Here is a 14,287-nt window from a genome sequence, read left to right as displayed (position 1 = left end):
ATTCTTTTATCTTAGCTGTTTTTTCTTCTTTTCCTTATATACATTAATAGTGAAAGGGCAACAATGCTTATAACCGTAACTATAATTACTCCGTTGACTGCTGTTTTTTCTGATTTATTAACTCCTTTGGAAACTTCTTCTTTTTTCAAAACCATCCCCTCTTTAGAATCTGATGAAGATTCTCCTATTTTCATTTTAGTTACTTGTTGCTTATATTCTGTAGATTGCTGAGGTGTAACTTTATTTGAAATATAATCCTGGAGTTTTTTATTATTTCCGGAAAATCCTGCTCCTGAATGTCCAAATTCTTTCACAACTTGTGTATGTACGAGAGCCGTTTGTTTTATTTGCTCTTCAGTAGCTTTCCACATCCCTTTTCTTGAGGTTTCAAGCATGATCGCTGTAATTTCTTCCAATGCTGCCGGACTAACTTTTTTGAAAAATTCTTTGGTTCCTAAATTAGTTTTATCGGTTACATAGGTATCATATATCTGATCCCACATTTCATTATCGATCACATCGGGCTTCATTACATTCCAACCGTAGGTATTGGTTATAACCTCTGTTATATCGGCCGCGCTGGATGCTCCCCCTTTCATCTTCTCTTTAATATAGGCCGGATTGAAGATGGTGGTACGAGCTTCAACACCTATAGCTTCTTTCAATTCTTGTATTTTGAAATTAGTATGATTTCTGTAGTCTGCAAAATAGGCATCGGGATCTTTACCTGTAACATTGCGAATGGCTAAATTCATTCCTCCCATAAACTCGTATACATGATCTAGACTTAAAGCTCCCCAGGTATTGCTTTGTCTTGGATGAACAACCATATCTGTATTTTTTAGTACAGCTTTTAGCAATCCTTTGTGAAAATCACCCCAATTTTTATCACTGCCATATATTGCTCCCATATTATTGATATAGGTTTCTGCTATTTCTTTTTCATCTTCCCATTTATCTCCGCTGGTTACCATTTCTTGAATTCCTGTTCCATACATTCCGTTAACTCCTCCGAATATTCTTTGCGTTGAGATCTGACGGGCTTCTTGAGGAGGTACTCCTTCATCGACTAAACTTTTTTCTATATCCAGAGTGCTTTGAGCTACTAAATTTTCATAGTTGGAATCTTTTGCAGATGCGGCCATTTCCACGGCTCTGGATAGTAATGCCAAACGGGAAGCTGCCAGATCTCTAAATTGTCCTGAAGTTTGCACCACTACGTCAATCCTCGGTCTTCCTAAATCTTTCGATTCAATTAGTTGTAAATCGGATACTCTTCCGAAGGCATCGCGAACCGGTTCAACTCCCAGCATATATAAAACTTGCGCTATGGTTGTTCCTTCGCTTTCAATAAATTCACTGCTCCAAAAGGTATAATTAACTTTTTTAGGATACGCTCCATGCTTTGCTTTATATTGTGCCAAAGTTGCATTAACAAGTTCCTTTCCTCTGTCCCATGCTATTTCAGTAGGGGTGGATTCTGCATTAATGGAATACAAATTTCTACCTGTAGGAACTCCGTTCGGATTCGCCACAGCATCTCCTCCTGAAGAAGGTTCAATATAGCCTCCGGATAGTGCATTGACTAATGCTTTAAATTCCAACTCCGGACTTTCTTCTAAACTTTTTTCGTATTTCTTTATATTGGTGATAGTTCTTTCTATTTCAACAATAGCTCTCGCTCTTGATTTTTGCTCTTTGGTATAAGTCATTTTTTTATGAGCCATTCCATGCATAGGCTTTTTCTCTGATTCCTTTGGAGCTGTATGTGCAACTTGTTGCGAAGAGGTATTTTTGGTATGACCTGGAGAATTTTCCATTTTAGAAGGTTTGCCTGCAGTACTTTTAGTACTTTTTTTAAACGTTCTTTTTGGAGGGGAAATAATCATTTTAGATTGTTCCAATTCTTTTTCATCAATTCCGGCAACGCTGCAAATAAATGCAGGACTTGCTTCTTTACCTGATAAGATTTGATTTACTATATTTTTGGCTGCGTCTAAATATCTTTGTTTAAAGTATACTTTATTTTTGAGTTGTTTTTCGGTTACTTTTCCTCTTTGTTTATCCAAGGCGGCCAGACTATAAGCAATCGGATCTGTACTCATTGCCTGAACGGTTGAAATGATTTTATCTTTAGTATAAGGTATACCGGAAGTATAAAGATGTCCGGACATTTTCTCATTGGAAATTTCTTCGGCAAAATTTTCTATTCTTTCTATCTCCTCTAAATTATAAGGTTTTGTTGCTATACTATCTAAACGTAAATCTCTGTGCAATCCCATTTTTACCGCTATTTTCTTTACTTCTAGGGATGCTAATGGCTGATTGGATTCTTCAGATTTATAGTAATATTGTATCTTATCCTGCAATTCTTTAAATTGAGAACGGGTTTGGCTCTCCATAAATGCAGGAGTTAAATAAGATAGTAAGGTGGCGTAGGAACGTCTTTTAGCCATCATACTTTCTCCGATATTTCCAATGGTATAATAATAAAAATGTGGCAAGGTTCCTACCAGTCTGTCCGGCCAATCTTCATTACTCAGTGCAATTTGTTTTTGAGGAGTAAACTCAAGACTTCCGTGTGTCCCAAAATGAATCAACGCATCGGCTTGGAATCCGTGCTGTACCCAAAGATAGGACCCAATATAGGTATGAGGAGGAGCTGTTTTTGCTCCATGGATAATGGCAAAGGTATCATCTCCCAATCCTGCCATAGGTTGAGGTAATAGTACAATATTTCCGAATTGAACTCGTGAAACCGCTAAATACGATTTTTCACCTATATTTTTACTCATGTAATTACCCGGAGCTTCTCCGTAAACCGCTGTAACTTCGGCATATTTTTCGGGGGTAAGTGTTTTTTTTGCCCAGTTTTCATACGTTGTTTTATCAATCAATTCCGGATTGCCATTTTTCAAATATTCATCAAAAGCTCCTTGGGCGTAGGTACTCATTACAGAACCTTGGGTCATCAAGATTTTTTCAAAATCTTGTACATTTTCGGGTAAATTATCTACTTTATATCCTTCTTTTTTTAATCGTTTTAAAAAATTATAAAGTGAAGGAACGGTTTCCAGTCCTTGTGCGGTTAAGGATTCTTTACCGGGTCCTTTATAATAGTAGATGGCTATTTTTTTATCTTCATTTTTTTTATGTTTTAACTCTACAAAATTGTGAATGATTTGAACAAAATTTTGGAGTCTTTCGGGCACTGTTTTAAATAAATAAAGATTGTTATCTGTTAATTCTTGGGTATTTAAAACGTATGGATATATAGATCCATCCAATTCAGGCATTACTACACTTTGTGAGAGGAAACCTCCCATCATTCCCATGGGATCTTTAAGCCATTCGTCTTTAGTTTTTAATATGGTAAGTGGCGTAAATACGGGAATATTTATTTGTTTTAACCAGTTTACTGCTTCTTCTGCTTTTCCTAACGCTAGTCTTCCGTGAGCGAAATGTATAACTGCATCCGGTTGAATTTCCTTTAAAAATTCCAATCTCTCAAATGTGGAGGATATGGGATATACGTTAAATCCTTTCTTTTGTAAAGAAACGATTAAGCTGTCTAAGTTATCTCTATTTCCACTATAGGGATCATTTAATCCACCCAAAATGACCACTTTGGGCGCGCCCTCTATATAAAAATTATTTTTCTTTAAGTAATTTTCGTATTCACTAACATTTTTAAAAGCCAAATCTTCATCTAAATGATACAATACATCTTCTGCAGTCTCAACTATAGGGCTTGGTTCCGTAACAAAAAATATCTTTTTATCTATATTTTTACGTATATATCTGGCAAGGCTTTGATAATTTTTTTTGTTTCCACTATCCATAAATGCTTCTACCGCTTTCATCCGGGTGCTGTCTAAATTACACAGATTATTTTCAGGATTGGTTGCGCGGTATATATAAAAGGGTTTACCGTCTTGCATAATTTTTTTTAGCTGCTCCCTTTCTTCCGCGGATGCTTTCATGCCCATACCGAATCCTAAAATAAAGTCGTACTTCTTTAATTTAGACAAATCTTCTAAAGAGACTTCTTCGTATTGAATGAAGGGGTCTTTATTGGATTGAATAAGACTGGTGGTTTGAAATTTTTGAAAGTTTACTAAAGCTACTTTTGTTGGTGAGGCAGTTTTATTCCAAATGATCCAACTTGCCATTAGTAATACTAATAGACACACTACTATACTCAATAAGAGCTTCTTTTTTTTCATTTTCATAATATTTATGTAAGCCTGATTTTTTCTTTGATAAACGTTTATTTGACAATGATTTTTTTAGTCGCTTTATGATCACCTACTTTGAATACGAGAATGTAAATTCCGGGAGTTAAGGCAGATAAATTCAATTCTTTTGAATAAAAACCGGCTTGCCCCAAGATTTTATCTTCGTACATTTTCTTACCACTTAAGCTATATATGGATAATTCTGCTTTATTTGCATTGGAATTTTTAATATCATATAGTAAGGTAGCCGTTTTATTTACTATAGGATTAGGATAAACCGTAAAGGAAGAATGATCTGTCAATTCTTCTATTCCTAAATTATTTATTTTTTTATACGTGAAATTGATAGTTCCTGTAGCTGCTCCTCCAAAATCAGTAAACCATAATTCGTATAAGCTCGTTGTTTGATCTTTTTCTGTTTTAACGTAATATTTATTTTTTGGAATTACGTATGAATAACCGGATAATTCCTTCCATCGGTCTCCTATGGTATTAATCTCATTTTTAAAATTTTCATTTTGAAGTTCAGTTTGGTCGCCTTCTAATTTTTTAGCAACGGATACGTGAGTATTTTGTAATGCTCCTGTTACAGAAACATAATCTATGTTTTTATAGAACGAAGTATATTTTGTAAAAAGCAAATCCCAATCTGCATCCAAGGGAATTGTATCAACCAATTTATTATTTTTCAATGAATAATAGTTAAACATTTTTCCTTCACCTGTGGAATTTAAGATTGTAAAGGATCGATCTGAACTCCATGATGTTCCCTCCCAAATGGCATATTTACATGTATATCCTTTAAAATAATCTTCAATCATAAATTTCATAAGAGTTCCATCGTCATATTCTAATACAAATATGATAGAACCCACTACATGATGGGTGGGCATAAAATATTCTCCCCATCCGTAGGTCGCCGAACCGTTATCGAACGCTCCTTTTTCCCATTTAACCTCGCTATTATATAATTTTTTCCATTGTTGTTTCTTAGATACATCAATAGTATTCCAATCTGAAGCTGCATTTGCTGCTTCATAAACTTTAATGCGTGCATCATTCACGCGTGTAGCAAAACTTCTGGCATCTTTTCTTAGAAAAGCTAAGTCCCAATCTGTTGTGGGCAGGGTGATTTGATTATTAGAACCCAATTGAAAATATACTTGTTGAGTATAAGAAGAACCTAAGGAAAGAGCGATATTTTTTTCTTGAGCATGTACGGTAACTTGTACCATAAACCATACTATAAGCAGTATAGTCCTTTTCATAATCAATAGATTTAAGTTTTTATTCTATTTTTATTTAGGGCAAATATAATTATTATTTAGATTTATTCTCAATAATATTTAGATTTATTCTAAATAATTTTTACTTTTGCTAAAAAAACTATGAAAAAGAATATCTCCAATAAGTTCTTTTTATTATATATATCTCTGATTTTAAGTAATTTATCTTATTCTCAAGAGACTAATGACAAAAAAAATAAAGTAAAGGATATTGACGAAATTGTGGTAACAGGTCAATATCATCAACAAAGTGTTGATAAATCCATATATCAAGTTGAGGTCATATCCCAAGAAGATATTAAAAACAGGGCAGCATCCAATATATCGGACATTTTAAGTTATTATCTTAACTTTAATACTCTACCCAACAGTAAAAACGGGGATTCTGAAGCTTCTCTTTTCGGTTTGGATGGTCAATATTTTAAAGTATTAATAGATAACATTCCTATGGTGAGTGATTATGGAATGGGCTCCAATGTTGATTTAACCAAAATTAATTTAGATAATGTGGAACGGATCGAGATTGTGAGAGGGAGTATGGGTACGGATTACGGGTCTAATTCACTGACGGGAATTGTCAATATTATAACCCGTAAAAAAATCAATTCTAAATGGAAACTTTCCGGATATGTACAAGAGGAAACGGTAGGTAAAGAGTATGATTGGAAAGAACAGGGAAGACATATTCAGTCATTAGATATTTCTCATTCTTTATCAGATAAATGGTTCTTATCTTTAGGAGCAAATCGTAATGATTTTAAAGGTTTTTTCGGAAACAAAAAGGGTAAAAGATATTATGAGAATGATGGTTATAGAGGTTACGAATGGCTTCCAAAGGAACAATGGAATTCCAATGCTCTTATCAATTATAAAACTACTGATTTTAATGCTTTTTATAATTTACAATTCTTAAATGAGTTGACTAATTATTATAATCCTATCGTTGATTACAGGGCATTGTCTGAAGGTGGTCTTTTTACTTATGCTTCTAAGGATCGAAATTTTAAAACAGATCGTTGGCTTCATCATCTTTTTTTAAGTGCCAAACTTTTCAATTATCTAACTTATAACGGGGATTTTTCTTATCAAAAACAAAGTAGAAAAAGCAGGGATTATACGTACGACATTGGTATGAGAGAGGTTTTTGGAAAGAAAGATGCTTATAAAAAATATGCCGGAACTGATGCCTGGTACACTCGCGGAACTTTTAGTTCTCCTTCCCTTAGTAAAATATTATCTTATCAAATTGGCTATGAATTTAATTTTATTGAAGGATTAAGGTCTGCGAATTCCAGTTCGATTGGAGGAATGAACACTTCCGGCTTTCAAGAGGATTTGAAAAAACATTTAGACAATTATGATTTGTTTGGATCTGCTGAAATCAAAGCGAACCCGGATCTATATTTAAAACCCGGATTCCGAGCGAGTTTTAATACAAAATTTGATAATCAGTATTCTTATTCACTGGCTATGAAATACCAACTATCTCCTAATTCTAATTTTCGTACGGAAGTTACTTCTACCAATCGAACTCCAAATTTTGACGAATTGTATACGTATTTTGTCGATACTAATCATAATGTACAGGGAAATGAAAATTTAGTTCCCGAAAAAGGGTATTCCAGTTCCATTTATTGGAATCAGAAATTTAAATCTAAAGATAATTTTAAAGGTGATATCACGCTAAGTACGTTGTATATTAATTTAAAAGACAAAATTGAACTTGCAACGGTTAATATGCAACCGTTAGAATATAAATATTTGAATGTGGATAAGTTCAAAACATGGGGAGTACAACTCAATTCAAATATGAGAATTCAAAATTTTCATTTTAACCTGAATGCTTCTTATTTTGGAGTTTCTCGAACGTTAGAAGACAATATCAACGGCATTCCTATTACAACTCCTGATAATGATTATTTGTATACCTTCCAACTAAACTCCAATGTTAACTATACAATTAAGAAATGGGATACTACTTTTTCTCTTTTTTATAAATATAACGGAAAAGAATCTTCTTATGTATTAGATTCTAAAACTGATTCTTATTACTTGGGAAAACAAGATGATTTTAATTTATTAGATTTTTCGGTTAGGAAATCATTATTTAACAAATTTATTGAACTTACGGCAGGGGTAAGAAATATTTTTGATATTAAGAAAGTAAATACTACTGCTGCACAAGCTGGAGCTCACGACGGACCTGTAAAAAGTATCAATTTATTTTATGGTAGATCATACTTCGCTAAACTTGGTTTTAATTTTAATATATAAATGATGAAAAAATATTTTTTACCTATACTCATTTCTCTTGTTGTTCTTTTAAATTGTAAAGAAGATGATAGTCCTATCGTGGTTCCTCAACCGGGAGCTACTTTAGATGTTCCCGTTGGAGGACCTACCGAACCTAATCAAGTTTGGGTTGATCTGGATCAAAACCGAATGAATGTAAATCAGAGGGATTCTTGGGATTTTGGATTTTATGGTGGGGATAAATTTCGTGTTATTTTAAATAATTCTACGTTAATGGCTGCAGGTAAATTGAATTCTACTTCGATAGATGAAGTGAAAGAATCTGATATCGCCTCTATGAAATCGGTAGTAACGGTAGGTAATTTTCAAGCAGATAATGTGCAGTATGTTGATGATATTATGGGAAATTATTTGGAGCGCACCGCCATTGATGAAATAAGCGAAAAAGATGAAGAAAACCATGTGTATCTTGTTAATATGGGATATTCTGTGTTTAGCGGTAATACGAATGATTTAACGGTTGTAGGAGAACACAGGGGATGGAAAAAAATTAGGGTTCTTCGTAATGATTCTAATAGTTATAAAATTCAATATGCAAATATAAATGATACAACGCATCATGAAATGATAGTTAAAAAAGATAAAGAGTATCATTTTTCTTATTTAAATTTATCCGCTGGCATCGTCAAAGTTCAGCCTGCCAAAAACTTGTGGGATCTATGCTTTACAGTTTTCATCAATGAAAATAAAGGACATGGTACGTATACTTTTTCTGATTTTGTGACCATAAATACGATGAATAACACCGGAGCCTATCAAGCAAATATATCTGATGTGGGAAGTTACGAAGATTTTACTAAGGAAAAAGTAGATTATACAAAATTTGTTTATAACGATCACAGAGTTATCGGGTCCAGTTGGAGAACAACGTATGGAGGGGCTAAGGTATTTACGGATCGGTTTTATGTTCTTAAGGATTCTAAAGGCAATTTATTTAAACTCAAATTTTTAAATATGACGGATAAGGATGGACGAAGAGGATATCCGAAATTCGAATACAAATTACTCACTAATTAATTGCTCTTTATTTACAGGTTGTTGATTTTTCAACAACCTGTTTTTTTATTTATTTTTATTATTTATTTCTTTACTGTAAGCATACAGGGTATTTTTCAAGAGCATGGCTCTAGTCATAGGCCCTACACCTCCGGGAACCGGAGTTATCCAAGATGCTTTTTTTGATACTTCTTGAAAATCAACATCTCCGGCTAAATAGTACCCTTTTTCGTGTATGGAATCCTCAACTTTAGTAATTCCAACATCAACAATTACCGCTCCTTGTTTAATCATGTCTGCTTTTAAAAAGTGGGGAACTCCTAAAGCGGTTATAATAATATCTGCATTTCTAGTATGTTTAGGTATATCAACTGTTTTAGAATGTACTAAAGTAACCGTCGCATCCCCAGGATTTCCTTTTCGGCTTAGAAGAATACTCATCGGACGACCTACAATTCTGCTTCGGCCAATGACGACAACTTCTTTGCCCTCGGTTGAAATGTTATATCTGGACAGCATTTCCATAATTCCGTAAGGAGTTGCGGGTAAAAAACTTTCAATTTCTAAAGCCATTTTTCCAAAATTTACGGGATGAAAACCATCGATGTCTTTATCGGGATTTATAGCCGTTATAATTTTTTCTTGATTAATATGTTTGGGAAGAGGTAATTGAACTATAAATCCGTCCAATCCTTCCGTTTCATTAAGTTTTTTTACTTCCTCAAGTAATTCATCTTCTGTTACAGTACTCTTAAGTTTTAATAAGGAAGATTTAAATCCTACTGCTTGACAATCTTTAATTTTATTGTTTACATAGGTTACACTTGCAGCATTTTCGCCCACAAGAACAGCTAATAAGTGAGGTTGACGATGCCCTTGGTTTACATATTGGATTACTTCTTCTTTAATTTCTTGTTTTATTTGCTTAGATAATTTGATACCGTCCAATATATTAGCCATATTTTTAATTTTAAAAGTGATACAAATGTAAAAATTAACTTCTAAATGATCGGTATTATATCAATTGTTTTTATCTGATTTCTGAATCAAATATTTTTTTATTTATATACTAGTGATAGTAATTTGGATAAAAATAATTTAATTATTATTATTGTATAATTAAATTACTAAACCATATGAATTAGATAGGTTTTTAAAAATATTGTAAAAAAATTCGCTTATGAAATTAAGTAAGAAGATTAGTAAGTAGTACTACTCTTTTAACCTGGCAATTACCCGTTCTCCTCCATCAGGTATAATATCTCCTACTTTAACTAAGATTTCAGTTCCTAAAGGAAGAAACACATCCATTCTGGAGCCGAATTTTATAAAGCCGAAATCTTTACCTGCTTGAGCTGTATCTCCTATTTGTGAATAAATTACTATCCTTCGAGCCATTGCTCCTGCAATTTGTCTAAAAAGAATTTTTTGTTTTTGCTCTGTTTCTACAGCAACTGTAGTTCGTTCGTTTAATTCTGAAGATTTTTCATGCCAAGCAACTAAAAATTTACCCGGATGGTATTTCTTAAATATAACTTTTCCGCTTACCGGATATCTGCAAACGTGTACATTTAAAGGAGACATAAAAATAGATACTTGGATGCAATTGGTTTTAAGAAATTCTTTTTCATAAACTTCTTTCACAATTACCACCTTTCCATCTACAGGCGCAATAATTTCATTTGCCTTTGCATCATAGCTTCTGATCGGATTTCTGAAAAACCAAATAATAAAAAATGATAATACCAGAACTGGCACCGCTATTATAAGTCCCCAATAGTTAAGAAAATAAATGGAAAGGATACTTATTAGTATGCTTACTATTAAACTAATACCAATAATGGTTTTACCTTCTTTGTGTAACCTCATACAATAGTATTTATTAAATAATAGGCAAATAAAGCAGGGATGCAAAAGATAAAACTATCTAATCGATCCAATACTCCGCCATGTCCGGGAATTAAATTTCCGGAATCTTTAACTTTAAATTTTCTTTTCAGCTTAGATTCGGCCAGATCACCTATTGGTGCAAATATAGCTATAATTATACTTATTACAATCCAATTACCACGTAAACCCGGCTCCAGATATTCGATAACTAATCCTGCTATTATAGTAGACACAATTCCTCCGATTAACCCTTCAACGGATTTGTTAGGTGAAATCTTGGGAGCTAGTTTCCGTTTACCGAATTTACTGCCTATTAGATAAGCAAAGCTGTCACTTATCCAAAGTAATAAAAAGACATAAAATATTTCGGGAGTTAAAGGATTGATACTCCGAGGTATAGCCAGACTCAACCCAAAAGGTATACTTAAATATGCTGTGGTAAATATGAGTTTTGCACTGTCCGTATAAAGCTCATCAGAAAAATAAAATAGAGTTATAATGGATAGGCAAAATAAAACTAAAATAAGAATATATCTCCAATAGAGTAACCGTAAACTAAAACTGCTGTTAAAAAAATTTTGAGTGAAAGTATAATATATAACACCTATTAAGACAAAGGTTAAAAGTTTATATATGAAATTTGAATATTTTAAAAGCTTTACTGTTTCAAAACTGCACCCTAATAAAAATAAGGTAAGCAAAGCATATAATAAATAGAAGGAATTTATTTTTAAGTCAAAGTAAATATAAAGTATATCGGATAGAAAATGAGTGGTGCATAAAAAAATAAGCAGCACATAGACAAGACCTGATAAGGCACGGACAAATATTGTTTTCACCAGTTTTAAAAATTATTCTTCAACTAAAAGTAAATATAGTTTTTTAGCTGTAGATATACTACTAAATCCTTGAACTTGATTGCCATGTATTGAAGTAATATTGGAAGGAATATTATTCTTTTTAGCATATCTTATCTTAGCTAATCCTACACTTGAGGAAGAGATGATTTGACCTGGAGTAGCCCAAACAATAATTTTTTTGGGTAAATCCGTTTTTTTTAAGTGATAGGTTTGATCAGAAGAAATCATTATGGAACCATCCAAAGCTACTAAGTACTCACAATTAATAAGGGCAATATCTTGATCGCCTGTACTTTGTGTTGAATAATTGCAATCTAATTGATTTATCATAGATATTAGTTTAGGTTCTACACATAGAACTTCACTAATATCTTCATTCTTAAGTATTTCTTGTAAATAATGTAAAGATTCTTCCTGATTTTCACAGTAAAAGAACATCCCTCCTCCTGCTTTAAATTTCCTAGCAAATGCTACATCCTCTTCTTCTCCTTCATTGTAAAAATCCAGATTAGTAGTTTCTTCTTTGTTTTTTTTTCCAAATATTTTGTTAAGAAATCCCATTCACTTTTTAGCACTTAAAAATCAAAATTATTATCAAATCAAATATATAAAAAACTTTTTATTTTATATGTTGTTTAGAATTTATCAAAATACTTGCCATTATTCGGATTTTGATTCACTATTTTGATCATTTTCTTTAAGGCTTTCCTCTTCTATTTCTTCTGAAAAAGTTTCTTCATCAAATTTTCTTTTACCGAAAATTTCTTCTAAATCTTCTTTAAATATTACTTCTTTTTCTAATAATTTATTAGCTAATCTAGTTAATTTATCTTTGTTATCTGATAAGATCTGAACAGCTCTTTTATATTGCGATTCAATGATCTTTGATATTTCTTTGTCAATAGTTTCAGCAGTAACTTCTGAGTAAGGCTTTGTAAAACCATATTCGTTACCTGAGCTATCATAATAAGAAATATTCCCTATTTGATCGCTTAATCCGTAAATGGTTACCATCGCATTGGCTTGCTTTGTTACGCGTTCTAAATCGGACAATGCTCCGGTTGATATATTATTAAATATCACCTCTTCTGCAGCTCTCCCCCCTAAAGTAGCACATATTTCATCTAACATTTGTTCTGTGGTTGTTAACTGTCTTTCTTCAGGAAGATACCAAGCTGCTCCTAATGAGCGTCCTCTTGGAACAATAGTTACTTTTAATAAAGGAGCTGCATGTTCAACCATCCAACTGATGGTAGCATGGCCTGCTTCGTGAAAAGCAACTCTCTTTTTCTCATGAGGCTTAATTACTTTATTCTTTTTCTCCAAACCTCCGATAATTCTATCCACAGAATCTAAGAAATCTTGCTTTCCTACACTTTCTTTTCCTTTACGTGCTGCTATTAACGCCGCTTCGTTACAAACATTGGCAATATCTGCTCCACTAAATCCGGGAGTTTGTTTAGCCAAGAAATCGACATCTAGATCTTCATCTAATTTTAAAGGTTTCAAATGAACTTGAAAAATCTCTTTTCTTTCATTTAAATCCGGTAAATCAACATAAATGGATCTGTCAAAACGGCCCGGACGCATTAATGCCTTGTCTAAGATATCTGCTCGGTTGGTTGCTGCCAAAACGATAACGCTGGTATTTGTTCCAAAACCATCCATTTCTGTTAGCAACTGATTTAACGTGTTTTCTCTTTCATCGTTAGATCCGGTAATATTGTTTTTACCTCTGGCTCTACCGATAGCATCAATTTCATCTATAAATATAATTGATGGCGATTTTTCCTTAGCTTGTCTGAACAAATCTCTTACCCTGGAAGCCCCCACTCCCACAAACATTTCGACAAAGTCTGAACCTGATAAAGAGAAAAAGGGAACTTTAGCTTCTCCGGCTACCGCTTTAGCTAATAAAGTTTTACCGGTTCCCGGAGGCCCTACTAATAAAGCACCTTTAGGTATTTTACCTCCTAATTTGGTATATTTTTGAGGATTTTTTAAAAAATCAACTATTTCTTCTACTTCTTCTTTTGCTCCTTCCAATCCTGCTACATCTTTAAATGTAACTCGAACATTATCATTTTCATCAAAAAGTTTTGCTTTGGAGCGACCAATATTAAAGATTTGTCCTCCTCCTCCGGCACTTCCTCCGGCCATCTTACGAAATAAGAAAAACCATATTAGTGCAAAGAAAAGAATTGGTAATAATAATTGAATAAATACATCTCCCCATTGACTAGGGTTTTCAAATTCTAAGTTGGTATTTAAATTATAATTTGCTTTATCTTCATTGAATCTTTTTTCAAAAAGTTGTTTGTCTCCTGCTATGAATGAGAATTGTGGAGAATCAGAAAGTTGTTTAAATGGACTGAATCCTTGATTGTCCATGTTATAAACTTCAGGATTCTTCATTGCTTCCTGGGTTAAATATACTTTTACCTCAGAAGAGCCGTTAACAAATACTACATTTTTAACGTAACCTTTTTCTAAATAGCTGAAAAATTTAGCAGAATCTATTTTTACGTCTTTTCCGGAATTTAAAAATTCTTGAGATACTAGTAGTATAGCAAATATGATAAGTATACCATAAAACCAATTAAACGAAAATGGTTTGTTATCTTTTTTCTTTTTATTATTTGTTTCCAAAATTAAGTCTGATTTTTTATAATTATCGGATTATGTATATTTATAAGTTTATAAG

9 protein-coding genes are annotated in these 14,287 nt (G+C 32.9%); 2 read left to right on the top strand and 7 right to left on the bottom strand.

Going from position 1 to position 14,287, the window contains the following annotated elements; all coding sequences use genetic code 11:
* Positions 1-11: 11 nt before the first annotated feature.
* Entirely contained in the window at positions 12-4,226 is a 4,215-nt protein-coding gene (locus GYM72_RS02545) for a cobaltochelatase subunit CobN (protein ID WP_220264598.1), read from the bottom strand.
* A 44-nt stretch (positions 4,227-4,270) separates the two neighbouring features.
* Positions 4,271-5,506: a T9SS type A sorting domain-containing protein gene (locus GYM72_RS02540; RefSeq protein WP_220264597.1), complete on the bottom strand. Its 1,236-nt coding sequence runs from the start codon at positions 5,504-5,506 to the stop codon at positions 4,271-4,273.
* Between the two features lie 120 nt (positions 5,507-5,626).
* Between GYM72_RS02540 and GYM72_RS02535 the strand changes: the two genes are divergently transcribed.
* Both GYM72_RS02535 and GYM72_RS02530 read left to right on the top strand, forming a co-directional pair.
* Entirely contained in the window at positions 5,627-7,798 is a 2,172-nt protein-coding gene (locus GYM72_RS02535; RefSeq protein WP_220264596.1) for a TonB-dependent siderophore receptor, read from the top strand.
* A 3-nt stretch (positions 7,799-7,801) separates the two neighbouring features.
* Entirely contained in the window at positions 7,802-8,854 is a 1,053-nt protein-coding gene (locus GYM72_RS02530) for an HmuY family protein (protein WP_220264595.1), read from the top strand.
* Between the two features lie 45 nt (positions 8,855-8,899).
* Here GYM72_RS02530 and GYM72_RS02525 read toward each other — a convergent pair whose 3' ends face one another.
* The 5 genes from GYM72_RS02525 to ftsH form a co-directional block, all read right to left on the bottom strand.
* A complete protein-coding gene (locus tag GYM72_RS02525) occupies positions 8,900-9,793 on the bottom strand; it encodes a bifunctional 5,10-methylenetetrahydrofolate dehydrogenase/5,10-methenyltetrahydrofolate cyclohydrolase (RefSeq protein ID WP_220264594.1) in 894 nt (297 codons plus the stop codon).
* 252 nt (positions 9,794-10,045) lie between these two features.
* The gene (locus tag GYM72_RS02520; RefSeq protein ID WP_220264593.1) at positions 10,046-10,702 is read right to left on the bottom strand and encodes a phosphatidylserine decarboxylase family protein; all 657 of its coding nucleotides are present in this window, start codon (positions 10,700-10,702) and stop codon (positions 10,046-10,048) included.
* Positions 10,699-11,562, bottom strand: coding sequence for a phosphatidate cytidylyltransferase (locus GYM72_RS02515; RefSeq protein ID WP_220264592.1), 864 nt, complete (start codon positions 11,560-11,562; stop codon positions 10,699-10,701). Before GYM72_RS02515 ends, GYM72_RS02520 begins: the two co-directional genes overlap by 4 nt.
* A 12-nt stretch (positions 11,563-11,574) precedes the next feature.
* Positions 11,575-12,144: a hypothetical protein gene (locus GYM72_RS02510; protein ID WP_160568292.1), complete on the bottom strand. Its 570-nt coding sequence runs from the start codon at positions 12,142-12,144 to the stop codon at positions 11,575-11,577.
* A gap of 99 nt (positions 12,145-12,243) precedes the next feature.
* Positions 12,244-14,232 carry an ATP-dependent zinc metalloprotease FtsH gene (gene ftsH, locus GYM72_RS02505; RefSeq protein WP_220264591.1) on the bottom strand — a complete coding sequence of 663 codons (1,989 nt, stop codon included), beginning with the start codon at positions 14,230-14,232 and terminating at the stop codon, positions 12,244-12,246.
* Between the last annotated feature and the right edge of the window lie 55 nt (positions 14,233-14,287).

Origin of the sequence: Apibacter sp. ESL0404, assembly GCF_019469245.1 — a bacterium.
GTDB lineage: Bacteria > Bacteroidota > Bacteroidia > Flavobacteriales > Weeksellaceae > Apibacter.
This window is presented reverse-complemented; position numbering and strand designations above follow the sequence as displayed.